This is a genomic window from Polaromonas sp. CF318 (genome assembly GCF_000282655.1).
Classification (GTDB): Bacteria; Pseudomonadota; Gammaproteobacteria; order Burkholderiales; family Burkholderiaceae_C; genus Polaromonas.
Window position 1 is genome coordinate 1 of record NZ_AKIV01000148.1, and the last position, 17,960, is coordinate 17,960.

Here is a 17,960-nt window from a genome sequence, read left to right on the forward strand (position 1 = left end):
GCGAGCGCGCCCAGCCAGTCTAGGACGGCCAGCCGCGCGAAACCAGCGTATACAGCTCGGGTTTGTTGTTGCGGAACTGTCCTGGCGGTACGTTGGTCAGATGCAAGCCGTTTTTTTGAATCGGGTCGTCCAGTGACCAGCCGTCGATCACTTGCTTGCAACCGAACTCCGCACGCAACTTGGCCTTGTTGCGCGTCTTGCCCCATCCCTGTGGCGCGGAGAAAATGATGGTCTTTGTCATGGCAGGCTCCTGTGGTGGTTTTCATTGGAACTCCAAAAATTTCGTCGCTACGCGCTCAGAGAGGAGGTATTGAAGTAATGAAGGGTTAAAGGGGAATCGCGCGGAAAGCACGAACCCGAAACTCGCTGGCCTTGAGGAGCCAGTCGCTGCAGCCGTACTCGAAGTGCTGGACGAAGGCGTTGTAGCGCGAGCCCTGCGTGCTGCTCCAGTACCACCCGGTTTTTTCGAAGCACTCGGGTGCGACGGCATAAGCGTGTTGCAGTTGGGTCTGGCTGGGGATGAAGAGGTCTTTAAGACCGTCGAAATCGAGATGCAGCACCTTGAGCGCTATCTCGCTGCCTGCCTCTGCCATTGCTATGGTGTTGGCCACACCGTCCGTGCGGCTCTGTGCGCCGATGACGTTCTGGTCGTACTCGCCCCAACGGCCATTAAAGTTGTAGGCCGGCGCGGTCATTGCGACGAGGTGTGCGCCCTCATGGATGCCAAGGTAAATGCCACCCTGGCTGGCCCATGGTTGGCCTATTTCAGGCGGTGCATCGCCTGCGGTGGATTGGGTTTTCCCGGCAAGGCATTCGGCCTGTGCAGGGTGGCGCCCATGGTGCGACCACAACTGAGGTGGTTGCGTGCTGACAAACCGACGAATGATTTCGCGGCCGACGTGTTCAGCGAACTCGCAGGCCGCTAAATCGCCAAAGGGTGCCGGGTTGGCTTGGCTTATATGCCAGAGCTGGACGATGTATTCGTCCGTGTAGCCCTCAAGGTTGCGAGGGTCAACTTCGAAGGTGATGCGAGTGCATGCGTGTGCACTGGCTGAGGTAGGGGAACTGGTTTTCATTCGGCCTCCATTGGGTTGGCGTCGCCACTTGCAAATGCGGCGACCGAGACCGAAGTTTAGTTATAACGAAACATAAGTCAAGCTAAAGCTAAACTATTTTTCCGTGTTTATTTGCAATTGGCAAAAAAAATCCGCCTCATGGGCGGGTTCTGTATAAGCTAAAAAGTATTAAGTAGCTTCCATTACGTGTTTATAGGCTACCTAAAACTGATGAATCTATTAGAGTATCGGCCTGAATTGATAAATTCGAGCTGTTGCTGCCGGTTTTATCCAGCCTTTCTGTGATCCCCTGCTGACGCGACTCCCCCCACCAAGCGATCGAGCTTATCGCCCATCTCCTGCGCTTGAGTTGGATCTGCGGCAAGGTCGCGCAAGATAAGTCCCGCGATGGCCCTGTCGGTTGCGTCCAGTAGGCGAAGGGCCTCACCGAGTTGCACAAGTAGGCTGCCTGGTGTTTGTCGAACTGCACTTAGCTGGATCGGTGCCTTGGAAGTTGTCGCGGCCTCAGAGGAGGGATATGGCTCACTCACCAAAACGCCCAACCGTTTTGCCTCCTTTGGGGTTGGCCAATTGTTGTTAAACCAGTCATCTGGTAGCCTTATTTTTTGCGCCAGGCTCCTCGCGGCCAATTCCCCGAAAGGGGCATTAGGTCCATACATCTGGGAGACGCGGCCTTTTGATTTTCCAGCGGCCACAGCGAACACCGCCGGCTTTCCATAGTCTTCGGCAATCAGGTGTTTGAGTCTCGCCTTTCGGTGTGCATCACTCATGTTTAGCAAAGCATAAACAAAAAGGGTTTAGGTATTGCTTGACTTTGAGTTTCGCTAAAACTAAACTTTTGGAATGGAACTCAAAGCTTGGCTGGATGAAGAACGCGGGCGCGCCACCGCATTGAGGCGACATCTGGGTATCTCTCGAGGGCGAATGAGCCAGATCGCTGAGGGTGGGGTGCCGGATAAGTTCAAGTTGGCGGTTCGCGACTTCACAGGAGGCGTAGTCACCTTGGAGTCCATGGTCCAAGCCAGGACGCCATGCACCGAGGGGCAACCATCGCGGTCTGAGCCAGCGCCACAGCCTGTTGCACCTGCGGGGGCGTGATGGACTCCTTTTCATTCTGGCGCTATGCCGCAGCGCGTCTACCCGGGGTCGCCTATGCGCTGCCCCTCTGAATTCTTCTACCCGTTTATGAGTGGACCCCTCGTTTGGGGTGGCCGTGCTCGCACGCCACCCTCCATCCTTGGGGCTGCTCGCCATTTCCCCCGCCGCCATCACGCCTGGCGCGCCTGGTTTTTCTCCTCCCTTTCGGTTGTCGCCGCGCAGGCAAGTGCGGCGGCTTTGGTGCGTCAGGGCGGCGGGGTTCTTTGTCTTCATGGCCGCTACTTTCGCCCGAAATGGTGCGGTGCAACACATCCAAAAGTTGGCTGACTGGATATGAATACTTCTGATGCACTCAATTTAATGGTGAGTTCATTCCCCGGTGGGCGCGAGGTCGTCGCCATGCGCATCGGCAAGAACGCCGAGACGCTGCGCAAGGAGCTGTCTGGAAAGGACCCGAAATTCAAATTGGGCGACGCGACGGCGCAACTGATCTCCGAGCTGTGCGTGGCGGAGCAGTCGCCAAATTGCCATGCCTACGTGAACGCCGTGGCCGCGGCCGTGGGCGGGTTTGTGCCGCTGGAGGCGTGTGATGGCGAGCCCGGGCCGGGCAGCCTGATGGCGTCGACGGTCGGCTTGGTCACTGGCGCGTCGCAGGTGCTGGCAGACGTGACGGCGGCGCGGGCTGACGGGAAGATCAGCGACAACGAGCGCCGCCTGATAGAGCGGCATGCCACGGGCGTGATTCGCGACATGCAGGCGCTGCTGCGCGAGGTGAAGCGTGAAAACGAATCAACGAAGCGCGGGCGGGCGAAATGACCCAGACGGCCATTTTGCTGTTCACCTTGCTGGCTATGGCGATGGCGCCGTTAGGTTATGGCGTTGCCTGGGTCTTTGACCCGAAGCATGAGTTCTGGCGCGTGCTCCGGGCGTATGGCGAGGTGACAGCCGGCGTTGTGAGCTTCACCATCGCGACCCAGGAACTCATAGCCGAATACGAGAGGCTCAACGCGGCGGCGTCTCCTCAACATGGCGGGGCCAACTGAGTGGACAACATGGCCTCCGTCGTCCAACAAATGGAAGCCTTTGGCGTGGAGTTCCGCGACAAGGACCTGCCGCTGCATGTCGACGCGCCCAGGCGCAAAACCTGCGGCAAAAAGGGCAAGTGGTGGTACTGGCTGCGCACCTTCCGCCCAGACGCCGGCGGCAGCTTTGTGGTTGGGGTGTTTGGCTCCTACAAATCGGGCGACAAGCAGAAGGTCGAGGTCGACTGGAAGCCGTTGGGCGATGCCGAGCGCGCACGTATGGCGGCAGAGCATGCCGCGGCCCGTGCGGCCAGGGATGAGGCCCGGCGCCATGAAGCCGAGTTGGCGGCCATGGGGGCGCTGGATCTGTGGAAGCGCGCGGACCGTAGCGGCCATTCCCCTTATCTGGAGCGTAAAGGAGTGACGCCCGAGGCCTGCCGCTATTTTGCAGACGGCACGGTAGTGATACCGCTGCTGCGCTATGACATGCCGCGCTCGGACGCGCTACGTGCTGTCCAGCGCATCAAGCCCGATGGGGCGAAGTTTTACACCAAGGGTTTTGCCAAGCCCGGCTGCGCGCTGCGGCTGGGCGACCACGACACGGCGGCGCTCAATGTGCTGTTGGTTGTGGAGGGATATTGCACGGGCCTCACGGTGCGCATGGCGACGGGCCACCAGGTGCCGGTGTATGTGGCGTTGGACTCCGGGAACCTGCAGCACGTAGTGCGGCTGCTGCGTGAGATCTATCCCGAGGACAGGATTTTGATTTGCGCGGACGACGACTGGCGCACGCGCGATCAACAAACGGGCGAACTTTGCAACCCTGGCCGCACCATGGCGCGCCGCGTGGCGAAAGAGGTGAGCAGTTGCGACTTTGTGTGGCCGGTGTTTGACCCGGCCACGCGTCAGGAAAAAGACACGGATTTCAACGATCTGCACCAGCGCCAGGGCCTTGACGCCGTGGCGCGCCAGATCGGTGGGGTGTTGCAGGCAATGAGCACAAGACGGTGATGGCAGAACAACCGCCAGAGGTGGACCCGCTTTACAGCCAGGCGCTGGACCTTGTGGTGAAAAACCAGAAGGCCTCAATCTCGCTGGTGCAACGGCATTTGAAGATTGGCTACAACCGCGCCGCGGCGCTGATGGAGGCGCTGGAGGTGGGTGGCATCGTGAGCGCGATGTCATCCAGTGGCCAGCGCGCGGTGCTACAGATGCCGGCCGGCGAGGCGCCGCCACCGGATGATGCCGCGCCGGCCGGTAATGTGGTGCCGCTGTCATCGGCGAAGAAAGGTGCCGCCCCGCGTCCTGTATCTGGCGCGGCTGCGCCAGAACCGGGGGCCGGGGGGGATAGCCCTGCGGCTGGGCCGAAAGCCGCCAAAGCGCCGAAAAAGGAAAAGACGATCGATTGGGGTAAGTACTCCTATCTGCTGGAGAACTTCACTCTGATCTACGGCACCGACACGGTGTGGGACGGCGGCAAACGGATGATCATGAAGCTGGCCAACATGGCGCACGCGCATGGCGCGGATATGGTCAAGATATGGAAGGCGTCGGAGCGCCGGCGGACCGTGATGCAGGAGGATGTGGTGTTCGACCCCACGAATACCTGCGACCCCGAGCACTGCATCAACCTGTTTGACGGCTTCCGCATGGAACCGCAGAAGGGTGATGTGAAGCCCATCCTGGACCTGATCCGCTTCCTGTGTAGCCGCGCGGGTGAAGAGTCCGACGAGTGCGACCAGATCATGCATTGGCTGATGTGCTGGTTCGCCTACCCCCTGCAGCACCCGGGCGCCAAGCTGCGCACCAGCGTGGTCATGCACGGCGACGAGGGCGCCGGCAAAAATATGCTGTTCGACCTGGTGGCCAGCATCTACGGCAAATACGGCGCACTGGTGGGACAGGACGAGCTGGAAGACAAGTTCAATGACTGGCGCTCCTGCAAGCTCTTTGTGGTCGGCGATGAGGTCTCAAGCCGGCAGGAGCTGGTGCACAACAAGAACCGGCTCAAGGCGCTGATCACGTCGCCCACGGTGCAGATCAACCCAAAGAACCTGCCCAGGCGCGAGGAGGCCAACCACATGAACGTGGGCTTTCTCTCCAACGAAATCACGCCGCTGGCGCTGGACAACAGCGACCGGCGTTACCTGGTGGTGTATACGCCCAGGGCCAAGCCCTTCGCCTACTACAAGGCCCTGGGCCAATGGCGCGATACGGGGGGCACTGAGGCGTTCTACGCCTATCTGCTGGACTACCCCCTCGCGGACTTCGATCCCTACGCGCCAGCGCCCGCCACGGCCGCCAAACGCGACCTGATAGACATCAACCGCAAGAGCGCCGAGCGGTTCTGGCTGGAGTGGCACAGCGGCGAGATAGACCTTCCATACCACCCCTGCGCTGTCCAGCAGGCTTATCGGGCCTATCTCAAGTACGCCCAGAGAGTAGGGGACCGCTTCCCGGTCCAGCGCCCCACCTTCACGCGCATGGTGTTGCGGATGGCCGAGGCAGAAGACAGTTATGCACAGGAGAAGGTCATGACGCCGCCGACCTTGGAAGGTCGCAAGTCTGTGCGCATGTTTCTCACCCTTCCTCCGCCTGAAGAAGAGCAAGGCAAGTGGGCGGCTGAGTGTGTGGAGAGTTTTGAGAAAGCACTGATGAAGTACCTTGGAATCGGAAGTTATCCCCGGTCCCCTGGTGATGAAAGCAGCGGAAATGGCGGTGCGGAATGAGCCTGTGGATTGTTACGGCGTTACAGGGATGCGTAACACGCAAACCCAATGCCGGTGCGGCTTGTTACGGTGTTACGGCGTTACAGACGGCCCCTATACATGTGCGGGCGTGCGCATGCGTGCATGTGTGCGCGATGCCTCCGTAACACCGTAACACCGTAACAACACAGGCGGGGCGCGGGTTTGGGTGTTACGCGCGCCCGTAACAGCGTAACTATTTATTTTTAGAAAAGAAAAAGGAATGAGGAAAGGCTGATGCAGATCTCGATCAAGACGAACTTCCCAGCGGTTGACCGTCGGCTCGGCCAACTTCGTGAGGATGTGGCGCTTAAGGCTGGTGTGCGCGCGGTTAATGGAACGCTGGCCCAGGCACAGACGCGGATGAGCCGCGCCATCCGTAGCGAGTTCAACATCAAGGCCGACAAGGTCAAGGCGGCGCTGCGCATCGAGCGCGCGACCTATCGCGGTGGCGTCTATCGCATCGAGGGGAAGCTCGAATCCCCAACAAAGCGTGGTCGCTCCATCAACGTCATCAACTTCGAGGCCCGCAAGACAGCCCAAGGGGTGAGCGTGAAGATCCTGCGCAATGGCGGGCGTAAGGTGATCAAGGGCGCCTTCATCGGCAACAGCGGGCGCACCGTGTTCAAGCGCGTCGACAAGGCCAGGCTGCCAATCGTCGCCGTGCAGACCATCGATGTGCAGCAGATGTTCAACACCAAGCGCATCAAAGAGCTGGTCCTCCGCATGATCAACGAAAAGTTTCCCGAGATCTTCGAGCGCGAGGCGCGCTTCTACACCCAGAAGTTCAACCGCTCATGACCCACCACCCCACCCCCCGGTCTGGGTCCTTCCAGGCCCAAGCTTCACACGGGCCGAAACGAGCGCGAAAAAGCGCTAGCCGGCCACCTGTGGAAATGTTGACAACTAGGTTGACGCATGGCGAAAAGTGACCCCAATTTGTTGACGCAGGCGGAGTACGCGCGCAGCCGGAAGGCGCGCGGACTCTCGGGTGGGAGCCGTGAGTCGGTTAGAAAAGCGGTTGACGAAAAACGCATCAGCGTCTTTGGTCCGGACAAACTGATTTCGGCGGAATTGGCGGACAGCCAATGGGAGCGCAACACGCGATCGCGCATGAGCCCGCAGGCCCAGGCAGGCGCCACGCCGGATATGCTGGCCGGCGCGTCGCCGGTGCAGACGGATGCACCAGCGGCACCCGCTCCAGTCGCGCCAGCAACGGCCTTGCCCGACGGCTATACCGCGGCCAGGGCCCGGCGCGAGATGGCCGACGCTGAAACGTCGGAGATCCAGCTCAAGAAACTGCGCGGCGAGATATTGATCACGGCCGATGTTGCCCGGGCTGGCTTCGAAGTCGGCCGCGATCTACGCGACGCCATGGAGTCCTCGGTCAACAGCCTGGCCGCCGAACTCGCATCGGTGAACAACGCCGACGCCTGCGCCGACATCCTGCGCCGACATAACCGGGCATTGCAGGAACTGCTGTCCAAGAGCTTCCGCGAGAAAATCGGCGCCGCCGCGGTGACTGCGATATGAGCGACCTGAGCGACGGCTACCACGTCCTGCTGGATGCCATCGCTCGCGGGCTTGAGCCCGACCCTAATCTGTCGCCCGACGTATGGGCTGACACCTTCATGGTGGTACCGAAAGAGTCCGGCGCTTCGGAACCTGGCCCTTACAAGACATCGCGCACGCCTCACGCGCGGCAGGTGATGCAGGCGCTGGCACCGTCGAATCCATGCAAACGCGTGGTGGTGCAGGGGGCGTCGCAGATGCTCAAGACGCAGGTGGCGCTTAACTTCCTGGGGGAGACAGTCCACCAGCGCCCCAAGAATTTCCTGTGGCTGGTGCCAACGGGCAAGCTGCATAAACGCGCGGCTGCTCGGATCGACAAGACCGTGGCGGCCGTGCCGGTGCTGCGCGAACGCTTTGCCCGCCCAGGCTCGCGCGTATCGACCAACAACAACGACATCAAGGCCTATGCCGGCGGCGCGCTCTACATCGCCACCGCCGGCGCAGCGGCCAACCTGTCGGAACTGTCCGTGACCTATGTGGTCTACGACGAGGTCGACCGCAGCAAGGACAACGTGGGCGGCGAGGGTGACCCGAAGGAGTTGGCGGAAACCCGGCAGACCTCGCACGAGAAGGACCGCAAATCGTATTACCCCAGTTCGCCCACCATTGAGGGCGAGTCAGCCATCAACTCGCTCTACCTGGCCGGCACCCAACGTGTCGCCTTGTTTGAATGCATCCATTGCGGTGCGGCCCAGCCGATGGAATTTTTCAACGCAGATGGCAATCCAACGCTGATCGTCAGCGACGACGGCAAGCGCGCCATGTACCCCTGCAGCGAATGCGGCGGCCTGCATGAGGAGGGCGACAAGTCGCGCATGTTCGCGCGTGGGCTTTGGAGTGAAGGCGTCCCTGGCGATGGCGAAACCGAAAGCTTCCTGATTTCCGCGATGTTCCTGCCTTACGGCTGGCTGCCATGGATATCGCTCATGAAGCAATACGAGGCGGCCAAGGCGAAGCTGGAAGACGGCAGCGAAGAGTCGATGATCGTGTTCTACAACACACGGCTGGCGCAATGCTGGGCCCGCACGAAAGAGACGACTCGATACGATGCGCTGCTCAACCGCGCAGAGCCTTACAAGTTGGGGACCGTGCCGGCCGGCGGGCTTGTGCTCACCGCGGCGATCGACTGCCAAGCCTACCGGCTGGAGATGAAGGTCAAGGCATGGGGCGAAGGCATGGAAAGCTGGGTTGTGGACTACCAGGTGATCCATGGCGCGCCATCGGAGCACAGCACATGGGATCGCGCTGATGAGTTGCTCAAGGGGAGATACCGGCACGCCAGTGGCCAGATGCTCAATATCTCCGCTGCGTTTATCAATGCTGACGGCAAGGCTGGCACCTCACAGGACGTTTACAACTTCACCGCCATCCGCCGCCGTCGGAATATCTTCTCGGTTAAAGGCGCAAGCCGCCCGGGCCGTCCCATCCTGAGCGCCAAACCGACGTTGGTGGACTACACGTGGCGCGGCAAGACGGAGAAAAAAGGTGCGCAACTTTGGTTCACGGGGGGCGACACGGCCAAGGATTACCTGCAGGCCCGCTGGGCGAAGACATCAGGCCCTGGCGCCGTGCACTTTTCCAACGAATTGCCCGAGAGCTACTTCAAGGGCCTCGTCGCCGAGTACCGCACCTATGGCTACAAGCGCGGGCGCAAGGTCAGTTGGTGGGAGCAAAAGAAGGGCGAGGCCAATGAGCCGCTGGACCTAGAGGTCTACAACCTTGGTGCGGCCTACTTTCTCGGTCTGCATAAGAAGACCGAACACGGCTGGCAACTGCTGCGCGACCGCCTCACACCGATAAGCCAGGACCTCTTCGCTGCCGCTGATACACCTCCGCAGACCGAGGATCAGACTGGAGTGCAAACGCGTGCACTCCAGGGAACAATAGAAGACGGTGCGCCACCGCGCCGCGCCACAGAGATCCCTGCAGCACCGGCCAAAGAGCCCTCAAAGGTTGTCGACGGCAAGATCACGTTGGGCTCTGGTAGCCGTCGGGGCGGCAGATGAGTCGCCCGGAAGATATCGACCGGGACGTTGACATCGTTCTTGTCATCCTCAACCTGGTCGCAGAGACGACACCAGACCTCACACCGGAGCGACGCCGAGAGATCGAGCAGGTTGTTCGCATGAGATATGGCGGCCTGCGTGCACGCATTGCAAAACGCAAGCAGCACCCCACACCGGAGCAGCGCGAGAAGGTGGTACGCGAGGCGTTGTCAGTGGCGAACACCACCGTCTCCACTGATGTGCTTGCCGACGCCGGCGGCATTCATCGGGCAACCCTGTACCGATACCTCAAGCGGCGCGCGCCTGAATAGTTGTCGCAATTTGGCCTATTTTTTCGTGACGCCAGTTTTTAGACTGCGTCAACTATGGCAGGCATCACACTTGAAACGGCGCAAGCCCAACTTACCCTCTACTTGAGCGCGGAGGCCAAAGTCCTTTCGGGGCAATCCTATGAAATCGCCGGGCGCAAATGGACACGCGCCAACCTGGCCGAGATACAGGCAGGGATCGACCTCTGGAACAATCGCGTCAAGCAACTCACTGAACGCGCCGCCGGTCGCGGACGTGCGCGCACCGTGGTTGTTGCGGGTTGATCATGGACGCATCCAAGCGCCCGAACCCACGCTTCGAGCCTACCGTTATCGAACGGGCGCTTTCCCTTATCGCTCCGAAAACTGCGCAACGCATGTTCCAGGGGCGAGTGCGCTTCGAAGCCACCGCGGCGGTGGGCCGTGGCATGGGCGGCTATATCGGTGCGAGGCGAGACAGGGCCGCCACCGCTGAATGGAATCCTGGCGGTGGTTCGCCGCAGGTCGACATCTCGCCAGACCTCCCCATGTTGCGCGACCGCAGCCGCGACCAGATGCGCAATGCGCCCGTTGCTCTGGGCGCGCTCACCACCGACGTGCTGCATGTCGTCGGCACTGGTCTGAGCTACACCCCCGCGATTGATGCCAAGCGCCTGGGCATTTCCGAGGAGCGCGCGCAGGAATGGATGGAGGACACGAAGTGGCGCTTCAAGGCGTGGGCCGACTCGCCGGACTGCGACTACCGCCGCCAACTCGATTTCTACAGCCAAGTAGAACTGGCGTATCGGTCATGGAAGGAAAGCGGTGATTGCTTCGTCCTCACGCCCATGCTCAAGCGCAACGGCGAGGACATGCTCGTCTTGCAATTGGTTGAGGCCGACCGGGTCTGCAATCCGCGCGGCCAGCAGGATAGCGACAAACTACAGGACGGCGTGGTGCTCGATCCCGAGACGGGCACGCCAACCGCGATTCACGTCTCCAAGAACCATCCTGGTGATTGGCGCGGCACCAATGAATGGACGGAAGTCCAACTTCGAGGGAAAGACACAGACCGCCGCAATGTGCTGCATCTCATGGACGTACTGCGGCCTGGCCAGGTGCGCGGCGTGCCATGGATCGCGCCCATCATCGAGCCGCTCAAGCAACTGCAGAAGTGGAGCGACGCGGAGCTCAACGCCGCCGTCGTCACCAGTATCTTTGCCATCTTCATGGAGATGGACGCCGAGGCGTTCGGCGACCTCTACGACGACACGGCAGCGTCCAAGCTGGTCAACTCAGCAGAGAAGTGGTCCGGCAAGATGGAGAGCGGCAAGGCCGTGAACCTGCTGCCCGGGGAAAAAGCCAACATGGTCACGCCAGGAAGGCCGAACCCGGAGTTCGATCCTTTCTGGAACGCGACGGTGCGTCAGATCGGTATGGCCTTGGGTATGCCGCATGAAGTACTCACCATGCACTTCCAGAGCAGCTACACCGCCGCGCGCGGCGCGCTGCTGATGGCCTGGCGCGGTTTCAGCCAGCGCCGCGAGAAGCTCGCAAAGCTCATGTGCCAGCCTGTGCTGGAACTCTGGCTGGCCAACGAAGTGTCTGCCGGTCGTATCAGTTGCCCCGGCTTCTTTGCAGATCGGACGATTCGCGCCGCCTGGTGCGCTTCCATGTGGACCGGCGACGGCCCTGGGTCTGTCGATCCCGTGAAGGAGATCACCGCCGCCGAGAAGCGCGTAGCCATGGGGGTAAGCACCCTGCAGGCTGAGTCCATCGCCTACGACGGGCAGGACTTCGAAGCCAAACACCGCCAGCGCGCCAAGGAGGTTGCCATGCAAAAACGCGATGGCACGGCGCCCGCCGCGATGCCTGGGTCTGTGCCGGCAGCGGCAGCGCCTTCCGATCCAGGCAATGGCGACGACACCGACCTTGAGACCCAACCGCCACAGCGTCAGAAAAAGTAGTCGCAATTTGGCCTATTTTTTTCAGCCCTGAATTTCTACAGTCACATCCATGAAATTGCTCGACCTCATCACCGCACCTTGGGCCATCGCGCCGGAAAAGCTGCGCGAGATCCAGGCTATTTACGCCACACACCTGCGCGGCGAAAAGATCGACGTAGACGCCATTGAGGCGCGACTGGGCCGTCCGCTGGCCAACGAGCAGCAGGAATACCAGATCATGCAGGGCGGTGTCGCCGTGCTGAGCCTTGAAGGTGTCATGGCCCCCAAGGCCAACCTGTTCATGCGCATCAGCGGCGGCGTCTCCACGCAGTTGGCAAACACCCAGATCGAAAGCGCGATTGCCGACCCGCGTGTTACCGCCATCGTGCTGTCTATCGATTCCCCTGGCGGCAGTGTCTTTGGCACGCCCGAACTCGCGGCAACCGTGCGCGAGCTGTCCGCCATCAAACCCATCGTGACCGTGACCGAAGCGACTCTGGCAAGCGCCGCCTACTGGGTTGGGGCTGCTGCAAATGCCGTCTACATCAGCGGCCCCACCGTGCAAGTTGGTTCTATTGGCGTGGTGGCAAGCCACAGCTATGACCCCAGGTCAAACGGCACCGTCACCGAAATCACCGCGGGCAAATACAAGCGCATCGCCAGCGCCAACGGCCCGCTTTCCGACGAGGGACGCGCCTACATGCAGGGGCACGTGGACCACCTGTATTCCGTGTTCGTTGATGCGGTGGCCGGTTACCGCGGCACCACTCCCGAGGCCGTGCTCGAAAACATGGCCGACGGTCGCGTCTTCATCGGTCAGCAAGCCATAGACCACGGCCTGGTGGACGGCATGTCCACCGTCGACGCCATGGTCGAGCAACTCGCCGCCAACCCCGCAAAGTTTGCCCGCCGCCAGAAGGCTGTATTCGCACTGGGCGGCCTCCCATCACCTTCCGCAGAAGCCGCCGGTGCGCAGGCGTCTGCACCACCCGCCGAGCCGGTGCAGCTCGAACACTCCGCAACCTCAACGCAAAGGACTCCAACCATGGACCGCGCTACCCTTGAAAAAGACCACCCCGCTCTGTTTGCACAACTGCAAACCGAATTCCTCGCCACCGGCGCCTCCGCCGAGCGTGCCCGCATCCAGGCCGTTGAATCGGCCTTGATTCCCGGCCACGAAGCCCTGATCGCCGGGCTCAAGTTTGACGGCAAGACGACTGGTGGCGACGCCGCGATCGCCGTCAACAAAGCCGAGCGCGACCTGCGCGTCAAGCAAGGCGCCGCCAGCAACACCGATGCACCGGCACCGGTAGCCAGCACCCCACCGCCGGCAGTTGATGCCTCGGCTTCCGCCAAGGAAGACGCCGAGAAGAAGCGCCTGGCAGGCCTGCCGGTCGAAGAGCGCTGCAAGGCCCAGTGGGAAGGCGACGCAAACCTGCGCGCTGAATTCTCCAGCCTGAGCCACTACACCGCCCTGGTGAAGGCCGAAGAAAGCGGCAAGGTCCGCGTTCTGGGCAAGAAGGCCGCGTAACCGCGCCGACTCAAACCGAACAACTCCACAAGGAAACCATCATGACCACCCTCGCAGTCAATGCTCCGCGCGCCTACGAAATCGGTACGCGCAACGAATTCCCCGTCATCGCCAGTGACATCGTCTACGAAGGCGCTGCCGTCGGCATCGTGCCTGGCACAGGCCACGCCCGCCCGCTGACCTCCGCCGACCGGTTCGGTGGCTTCGCCGAATCGAAGGCCGACAACTCGGCCGGCGCTGCTGCCGCCATCAACGTGCGCACGATCGAGAGCGGCAAGATCCAACTCTCCGTAACCGGCGCGGTCATCACCGACGGGGGCCAGCCCGTTTACGCGAGCGACGACGACACTTTCACCTTCTCCCCAGTCGGCACGGTCTTCGTCGGCTTCGTGCACCGCTTCGTCAGCGCCGGCGTGGTGGTGGTCGCGTTCGATGCCCTGAATTACCAGGACCCATGGCATGCCTACTCGGTGCGCGAGACCATCAGCGCCGACAAGACGCTGGACATCGAAGACAACGGCAAGGCCTTCTTCGTCGACACCGACGCCAAGGTAGTCACCCTGCCGGCTGTTGCCACGCCTGTGAACTGCGCCATCGTGAACATCGCCGCCTTCGGCGCGGTATTCCTCAAGATCAGCCCGGCCGCAGCCGACAAGATCCAGGGCCCTGACCTCCCCGGCACGGACAACACCGCCCTGGGCAACACCAAGGCTACCGCACGCCGCGGCGACTACGTGGTGCTCGGCACCGGCGACGCCAACGGCCCCATCGTCCGCTCGCTGCGCGGCACCTGGGCCACCGGCAACTGAGCCGACTGAACGCAGTTTCAAACATCCACTGAACAACACAGGAAAAAGATCATGGACCAAAGCATCCTCTCCAGCCGCGCGATTCGCGGCATGTACTTCGCCCGGCTTGAAACCAATGCCGGCTTGCCCTGGGTGGCCGGCCTGTCGAACATGTTCGGCTCCGACCAGTCCAGCGAGACCTACGCCTTCCTGGGCCAGTCGCCTGGCTTCCGCGAATGGATCGGCGGCCGGCAGGCCAAGGGCCTGTCCAGCAACAGCATGGCCATCACGAACAAGCATTACGAGGCCACCCTCGAAATTGCCGTGAAGGACGCCCGGCGCGACAAGACGGGGCAGATTGAGGCCCGCGTGCAGGAATTCGCCGACCGTTCCATCACCCACTGGGCCAGCCTGCTGTCCACGCTGCTGCTCAATGGCGCCAGCACCGTGTGCTACGACGGCCAGTACTTCTTCGACACCGACCACGTCGAAGGACAGTCCGGGACGCAAAGCAACTCCATCACGGTGGACATCTCCACGCTGCCAGCGGCAGTGCATGGCGTTGTCACCGCGCCCTCGGTGGAAGAGTTCCAGCAGGCCATGCTCGCCGGCATTGCGCAGATCCTGTCTTTCAAGGACGACAAGGGTGAGCCGATGAACGAGAACGCCAAGGAGTTCATCGTCAAGGTGCCGGTGAGCCTCTTCCTCACGGCCTCCGCTGCCGTCACGGCCATCACCACGGCCGCCCTGCAGCAGAACCTGAACCCCAACATGATCGCCGGTCTCAAGATCAGCGTGGTCATGAACCCCCGCCTGTCCAGCTGGACCGACAAGTTCACCGTGCACCGTGTGGACAGCCCGATCAAGGGCCTGATCTGCCAGGAAGAAAAGGGCACCGAGCTGAAAGTCAAGGCCGAAGGCTCGGAGTTCGAGTTCGACAACGACGCATGGCAGTTCGGCCTGGATAGCTGGCGCAACGTCGGCTATGGCTACTGGCAGCGTGCCTGCCTGGTGACGATGATCTGACGCGGTCTATTTCGCCATGAAATACACCGCTAAAACCGTCGTCCGCCTGCCCTCTGGCTCGGTCCTGGGGCTCAGCCCGACCCAGGTCGGCGCGCGCAAGCACGCGCTCAAGGCCATTGAGCGCCAGAAGGGCTGGTACACGGCCCTTGAGCCTGTCGAGTTCAAGGTAGGGGAAGTCTTCCTCTGCAACGACGACTTGCCCAAAGGCCTGGCTGACTGCGCCGAGGCCGAAGCAAAGGCCAAAGCAGCGGCTGCACAAGCCGAGGCAAAGGCCCGCGCTGAAGCTGACGCCCTGCAGGAAGCCGCTGCCAAAGCCGAAGCCCATGCCCGCGAGGCGTGGGACAAGGACGGGGCCATGCGCGCGAAGTTCGGCGACGACTTCGACGCTTACTACAACTCGCTGGCAAAACAAAGCTGACCATGGCCTTTGAAGAGGACTTCGCCACATTTTTCGACACCGATGAGTTTGCAGTTGATGCAACGCTCAACGGGGTCGAGGTGCGGCTGATCTTCGACAGGGCCTATCAGTTTGGCGACGTGGGCGGGGCCGGCATGGCCTCCACGCAACCCGTCGCCACCATAGCCACCAGCGCTGTGCCTTCCTCGGTGGAGGGCAAAGCATTGGTCGTTCAGGGCAGTCAACCGGGCTTCCCAATCGCCCTCAGTTTCACCGTGGCGGCCCATGAACCAGACGGCACCGGCGTCAGCCAACTCTTCCTGGAGAAAGCATGACCGCCTTCGGCACCATCGTCGCGGCAATCGTCACGGCGCTGCAGGCGGCCACGGCTGTATCGGCCGTGGTGGATCGTGCCAGGCTGCGCCCGGTGACGGAAGACATGGCCGACGCTGTGGTGGTCCGCATCCAGGGCGCCAACAACATCGAGCGCTTCGCCATCCGCAACGCGCCGGTTGACTGGGACACCGGCATCGCCATTGAGTGCTATGCCCGCCATACCAGCACCACCAGCGGCGACGCCGCCGTCGACGCGCTGCTGGCCAAGGTATACGCCCGCCTGGCTCAGGACCCGACGCTGGGCGGCTTGGTGATGGACCTCATGCCCACCGAACTCGAATACGACTTTGCCGCGGCTGCAGAAAACCTCTGCTGCGTCACCCTGACCCTGAAGGTCATGCACCGCACCAACAACCTCACTCTGGAGTAAATCATGGGACGCTATACCCGCAACTCGGCCATTCTCGCCAAGATCGAAACCACCGAGGGCACCGACGCCGTGCCCACCGGCGCCGCCAATGCGTTGCTGGTTTCCGACCAGAACATCAATCCTCTGAATGCCCAGAACGTGGACCGCGACCTGGTGCGGCCGTACTTCGGCGCATCCGAGCAGCTCGTCGGTTCCGCGTTCGTGGAGGTCAGCTTCACCGTCGAGTTGGCCGGTTCCGGCACCGCCGGCACCGCCGCGCCATGGGGCGAACTGCTGCGCGCCTGCGGCTTTGCCGAGACAGGCACCGTGACCTGGAAGGGCTACGCCCCCGATACCCCGGCAAGCCAGAAGAGCGCCACCATCTATTACTACGACGATGGCGCGCTGCACAAACTGCTCGGCGCCAAGGGCACGGTGAAACTCAGCATGTCCATCTCCGGCCGCCCGACGATGCAGTTCAGTTTCACGGGCAAGGATGGCGGCCTGACTGCCGCCGCCAACCCCAGCACCACGCTCACGGGCTGGAAGACTCCGTTGGTGATCACCGATCCCAACACCGCCGACGTGAAGTTCGGCGGCACCTACGCGTCCGGCATCGTCACCGGCGGCACCGCCTTCACCAGCCGTGGCCTGGAGGTCGACGTAGGCAACAACGTGCAATACACCCCTCTGCTGGGCGCCGAGTACATCGATATCACCGGCCGCTCCGTCAGCGGCAGCCTGGAGATGGACCTGACCGCCGCGCAGGAAGTCACCTACATGGCCAGCGTGAAGGCCAACACGCTGTCCTCCATCAGCCTGGAGCATGGCACCACCTCCGGCTACATCGTGGGTGTGTTTCTCTCGGCCGCCCAGCTCATCAACCCCAAGAAGACGGATGTCAATGGCCGCCGCCTGATCGGCTACGACCTGCGCAGCGTGCCCAGCACGGGCAACGACGACATCATCATCTACTGCAAGTAAGGCGGCTTCGCATGTTCAAGATCGTAGCCGACCCGACCTTTGTTGCGCCCGTGCCGCTCAGCCGGCCCGGCCTCTCGGCGCCCATCGTCGTGCAGGTCACCTACCGCTATAAAAACCGAGACGAACTCAGGGCCTGGATCGCGAGGTCCGGGACTGTTGACGATGTCCAGTATCTGGACGAAGTCATCGAATCATGGACCGGGTTTCAGGACGAAAAAGGCGAAGCGGTGCCGTATTCGGTGACGGCCCTGTCTGACATCCTCGCCCGCTTCACGCCGTCGCGTGGCGAGTTTTTCAGAACCTATCTGAGCGAACTCACGGACTCCAAAAGAAAAAACTCCTAGAGGCTGTCAGCAGACTGATTAACGGATGGGAAGATACCTCAACTACCTCCGCAGCGCTGGCAGCCATGGGTCTCAAGCTCGAGGCGCCACCTGCACCCCATGTGCACGGCATATGGCCGGAGAACGTGTACGCGTTCAATGTGTTCGGGCGCATGCGCAAGACCCAGTGGCGCGTGGCTGGCATGGGCGGCCTGCTCGGGCTGGATTACACGTCTTTGCCGTTCTTTCTGGATCTGGAGGGTGTGCCCCCATCGCAGCGCGTAGAGGTAGTCGACATGGTGCAGGCCATGGAGTCCGAGGCAATGCGTCTCTTCGACGAGGCGAAGGCTAAATAATGGCCAAAGCAGAAATTGCCCTCTCAGCGGTTGACCAGACCAAGGCAGCGTTTGAC

At 61.8% G+C, this 17,960-nt stretch carries 21 protein-coding genes and 1 pseudogene; 20 read left to right on the plus strand and 2 right to left on the minus strand.

Annotation, left to right across the window (positions count from 1 at the left end; genetic code table 11):
• Nucleotides 1-19: 19 nt before the first annotated feature.
• Nucleotides 20-241: a hypothetical protein gene (locus tag PMI15_RS22680; RefSeq protein WP_007874681.1), complete on the minus strand. Its 222-nt coding sequence runs from the start codon at nucleotides 239-241 to the stop codon at nucleotides 20-22.
• Nucleotides 242-326: 85 nt separating this feature from the next.
• A complete protein-coding gene (locus PMI15_RS24990) occupies nucleotides 327-1,076 on the minus strand; it encodes a hypothetical protein (RefSeq protein ID WP_157214723.1) in 750 nt (249 codons plus the stop codon).
• A gap of 1,431 nt (nucleotides 1,077-2,507) precedes the next feature.
• On the opposite strand from PMI15_RS24990, the gene PMI15_RS22690 reads away from it, so the two are divergent.
• From PMI15_RS22690 to PMI15_RS22780, 20 genes and pseudogenes are all read left to right on the plus strand, one after another.
• The gene (locus PMI15_RS22690) at nucleotides 2,508-2,990 is read left to right on the plus strand and encodes a phage regulatory CII family protein (RefSeq protein WP_157214724.1); all 483 of its coding nucleotides are present in this window, start codon (nucleotides 2,508-2,510) and stop codon (nucleotides 2,988-2,990) included.
• A complete protein-coding gene (locus tag PMI15_RS22695) occupies nucleotides 2,987-3,217 on the plus strand; it encodes a hypothetical protein (RefSeq protein WP_007874688.1) in 231 nt (76 codons plus the stop codon). Before PMI15_RS22690 ends, PMI15_RS22695 begins: the two co-directional genes overlap by 4 nt.
• Before the next feature lie 9 nt (nucleotides 3,218-3,226).
• Nucleotides 3,227-4,207 (plus strand): toprim domain-containing protein, encoded by a 981-nt coding sequence (locus tag PMI15_RS22700; RefSeq protein ID WP_007874690.1) that lies wholly within the window; start codon nucleotides 3,227-3,229, stop codon nucleotides 4,205-4,207.
• Between the two features lie 17 nt (nucleotides 4,208-4,224).
• Nucleotides 4,225-4,425 (plus strand): annotated as a pseudogene (locus PMI15_RS25215) (DNA translocase FtsK); the annotation flags it as partial.
• Complete coding sequence (locus tag PMI15_RS25555; protein WP_369751972.1) at nucleotides 4,408-5,925, plus strand: primase-helicase family protein; 1,518 nt, start codon at nucleotides 4,408-4,410, stop codon at nucleotides 5,923-5,925. The pseudogene PMI15_RS25215 and the gene PMI15_RS25555, both read left to right, overlap by 18 nt.
• A gap of 255 nt (nucleotides 5,926-6,180) precedes the next feature.
• Nucleotides 6,181-6,744 carry a phage tail protein gene (locus PMI15_RS22710; protein ID WP_007874695.1) on the plus strand — a complete coding sequence of 188 codons (564 nt, stop codon included), beginning with the start codon at nucleotides 6,181-6,183 and terminating at the stop codon, nucleotides 6,742-6,744.
• A 117-nt stretch (nucleotides 6,745-6,861) separates the two neighbouring features.
• The gene (locus PMI15_RS22715; RefSeq protein ID WP_007874697.1) at nucleotides 6,862-7,476 is read left to right on the plus strand and encodes a hypothetical protein; all 615 of its coding nucleotides are present in this window, start codon (nucleotides 6,862-6,864) and stop codon (nucleotides 7,474-7,476) included.
• Nucleotides 7,473-9,521 (plus strand): phage terminase large subunit family protein, encoded by a 2,049-nt coding sequence (locus tag PMI15_RS22720; RefSeq protein WP_007874698.1) that lies wholly within the window; start codon nucleotides 7,473-7,475, stop codon nucleotides 9,519-9,521. The genes PMI15_RS22715 and PMI15_RS22720 overlap by 4 nt, the downstream gene beginning before the upstream one ends.
• A complete protein-coding gene (locus PMI15_RS22725) occupies nucleotides 9,518-9,832 on the plus strand; it encodes a hypothetical protein (protein WP_007874699.1) in 315 nt (104 codons plus the stop codon). Before PMI15_RS22720 ends, PMI15_RS22725 begins: the two co-directional genes overlap by 4 nt.
• 54 nt (nucleotides 9,833-9,886) lie before the next feature.
• Nucleotides 9,887-10,114 (plus strand): DUF6148 family protein, encoded by a 228-nt coding sequence (locus PMI15_RS22730; RefSeq protein WP_007874700.1) that lies wholly within the window; start codon nucleotides 9,887-9,889, stop codon nucleotides 10,112-10,114.
• A 2-nt stretch (nucleotides 10,115-10,116) separates the two neighbouring features.
• A complete protein-coding gene (locus PMI15_RS22735; protein ID WP_051002038.1) occupies nucleotides 10,117-11,775 on the plus strand; it encodes a phage portal protein in 1,659 nt (552 codons plus the stop codon).
• A 49-nt stretch (nucleotides 11,776-11,824) separates the two neighbouring features.
• Nucleotides 11,825-13,285 (plus strand): S49 family peptidase, encoded by a 1,461-nt coding sequence (locus PMI15_RS22740; protein ID WP_007874702.1) that lies wholly within the window; start codon nucleotides 11,825-11,827, stop codon nucleotides 13,283-13,285.
• A 41-nt stretch (nucleotides 13,286-13,326) separates the two neighbouring features.
• Nucleotides 13,327-14,094 carry a hypothetical protein gene (locus PMI15_RS25200; protein ID WP_007874703.1) on the plus strand — a complete coding sequence of 256 codons (768 nt, stop codon included), beginning with the start codon at nucleotides 13,327-13,329 and terminating at the stop codon, nucleotides 14,092-14,094.
• A 51-nt stretch (nucleotides 14,095-14,145) separates the two neighbouring features.
• Nucleotides 14,146-15,099 carry a Mu-like prophage major head subunit gpT family protein gene (locus PMI15_RS22750; RefSeq protein ID WP_007874708.1) on the plus strand — a complete coding sequence of 318 codons (954 nt, stop codon included), beginning with the start codon at nucleotides 14,146-14,148 and terminating at the stop codon, nucleotides 15,097-15,099.
• A gap of 16 nt (nucleotides 15,100-15,115) precedes the next feature.
• Nucleotides 15,116-15,517, plus strand: coding sequence for a hypothetical protein (locus PMI15_RS22755; RefSeq protein WP_007874711.1), 402 nt, complete (start codon nucleotides 15,116-15,118; stop codon nucleotides 15,515-15,517).
• 2 nt (nucleotides 15,518-15,519) lie between these two features.
• On the plus strand, nucleotides 15,520-15,831 hold the full coding sequence (locus PMI15_RS22760) for a hypothetical protein (protein WP_007874713.1): 312 nt from the start codon (nucleotides 15,520-15,522) through the stop codon (nucleotides 15,829-15,831).
• On the plus strand, nucleotides 15,828-16,262 hold the full coding sequence (locus tag PMI15_RS22765) for a hypothetical protein (RefSeq protein WP_007874715.1): 435 nt from the start codon (nucleotides 15,828-15,830) through the stop codon (nucleotides 16,260-16,262). Before PMI15_RS22760 ends, PMI15_RS22765 begins: the two co-directional genes overlap by 4 nt.
• 3 nt (nucleotides 16,263-16,265) lie before the next feature.
• Entirely contained in the window at nucleotides 16,266-17,225 is a 960-nt protein-coding gene (locus tag PMI15_RS24160; protein ID WP_007874718.1) for a phage tail tube protein, read from the plus strand.
• An 11-nt stretch (nucleotides 17,226-17,236) separates the two neighbouring features.
• Nucleotides 17,237-17,569 carry a hypothetical protein gene (locus PMI15_RS22775; protein ID WP_007874723.1) on the plus strand — a complete coding sequence of 111 codons (333 nt, stop codon included), beginning with the start codon at nucleotides 17,237-17,239 and terminating at the stop codon, nucleotides 17,567-17,569.
• A 65-nt stretch (nucleotides 17,570-17,634) separates the two neighbouring features.
• Nucleotides 17,635-17,904 (plus strand): DUF1799 domain-containing protein, encoded by a 270-nt coding sequence (locus PMI15_RS22780; protein WP_007874724.1) that lies wholly within the window; start codon nucleotides 17,635-17,637, stop codon nucleotides 17,902-17,904.
• Nucleotides 17,905-17,960 lie beyond the last annotated feature (56 nt).

Excerpts from the sequence above, each read along its gene's own strand:
- PMI15_RS22695 (WP_007874688.1), top strand. The coding sequence starts at position 2,987 with ATGACCCAGACGGCCATTTTGCTGTTCACCTTGCTGGCTATGGCGATG.
- PMI15_RS22740 (WP_007874702.1), top strand. The coding sequence starts at position 11,825 with ATGAAATTGCTCGACCTCATCACCGCACCTTGGGCCATCGCGCCGGAA.
- PMI15_RS22730 (WP_007874700.1), top strand. The coding sequence starts at position 9,887 with ATGGCAGGCATCACACTTGAAACGGCGCAAGCCCAACTTACCCTCTAC.
- PMI15_RS25555 (WP_369751972.1), top strand. The coding sequence starts at position 4,408 with ATGCCGGCCGGCGAGGCGCCGCCACCGGATGATGCCGCGCCGGCCGGT.
- PMI15_RS22780 (WP_007874724.1), top strand. The coding sequence starts at position 17,635 with ATGGGTCTCAAGCTCGAGGCGCCACCTGCACCCCATGTGCACGGCATA.
- PMI15_RS22700 (WP_007874690.1), top strand. The coding sequence starts at position 3,227 with ATGGCCTCCGTCGTCCAACAAATGGAAGCCTTTGGCGTGGAGTTCCGC.
- PMI15_RS22765 (WP_007874715.1), top strand. The coding sequence starts at position 15,828 with ATGACCGCCTTCGGCACCATCGTCGCGGCAATCGTCACGGCGCTGCAG.
- PMI15_RS22715 (WP_007874697.1), top strand. The coding sequence starts at position 6,862 with ATGGCGAAAAGTGACCCCAATTTGTTGACGCAGGCGGAGTACGCGCGC.
- PMI15_RS24990 (WP_157214723.1), bottom strand. The coding sequence starts at position 1,076 with ATGAAAACCAGTTCCCCTACCTCAGCCAGTGCACACGCATGCACTCGC.
- PMI15_RS22760 (WP_007874713.1), top strand. The coding sequence starts at position 15,520 with ATGGCCTTTGAAGAGGACTTCGCCACATTTTTCGACACCGATGAGTTT.
- PMI15_RS22690 (WP_157214724.1), top strand. The coding sequence starts at position 2,508 with ATGAATACTTCTGATGCACTCAATTTAATGGTGAGTTCATTCCCCGGT.
- PMI15_RS22720 (WP_007874698.1), top strand. The coding sequence starts at position 7,473 with ATGAGCGACCTGAGCGACGGCTACCACGTCCTGCTGGATGCCATCGCT.
- PMI15_RS22725 (WP_007874699.1), top strand. The coding sequence starts at position 9,518 with ATGAGTCGCCCGGAAGATATCGACCGGGACGTTGACATCGTTCTTGTC.
- PMI15_RS22755 (WP_007874711.1), top strand. The coding sequence starts at position 15,116 with ATGAAATACACCGCTAAAACCGTCGTCCGCCTGCCCTCTGGCTCGGTC.
- PMI15_RS22710 (WP_007874695.1), top strand. The coding sequence starts at position 6,181 with ATGCAGATCTCGATCAAGACGAACTTCCCAGCGGTTGACCGTCGGCTC.
- PMI15_RS25200 (WP_007874703.1), top strand. The coding sequence starts at position 13,327 with ATGACCACCCTCGCAGTCAATGCTCCGCGCGCCTACGAAATCGGTACG.
- PMI15_RS22750 (WP_007874708.1), top strand. The coding sequence starts at position 14,146 with ATGGACCAAAGCATCCTCTCCAGCCGCGCGATTCGCGGCATGTACTTC.
- PMI15_RS24160 (WP_007874718.1), top strand. The coding sequence starts at position 16,266 with ATGGGACGCTATACCCGCAACTCGGCCATTCTCGCCAAGATCGAAACC.
- PMI15_RS22775 (WP_007874723.1), top strand. The coding sequence starts at position 17,237 with ATGTTCAAGATCGTAGCCGACCCGACCTTTGTTGCGCCCGTGCCGCTC.
- PMI15_RS22735 (WP_051002038.1), top strand. The coding sequence starts at position 10,117 with ATGGACGCATCCAAGCGCCCGAACCCACGCTTCGAGCCTACCGTTATC.
- PMI15_RS22680 (WP_007874681.1), bottom strand. The coding sequence starts at position 241 with ATGACAAAGACCATCATTTTCTCCGCGCCACAGGGATGGGGCAAGACG.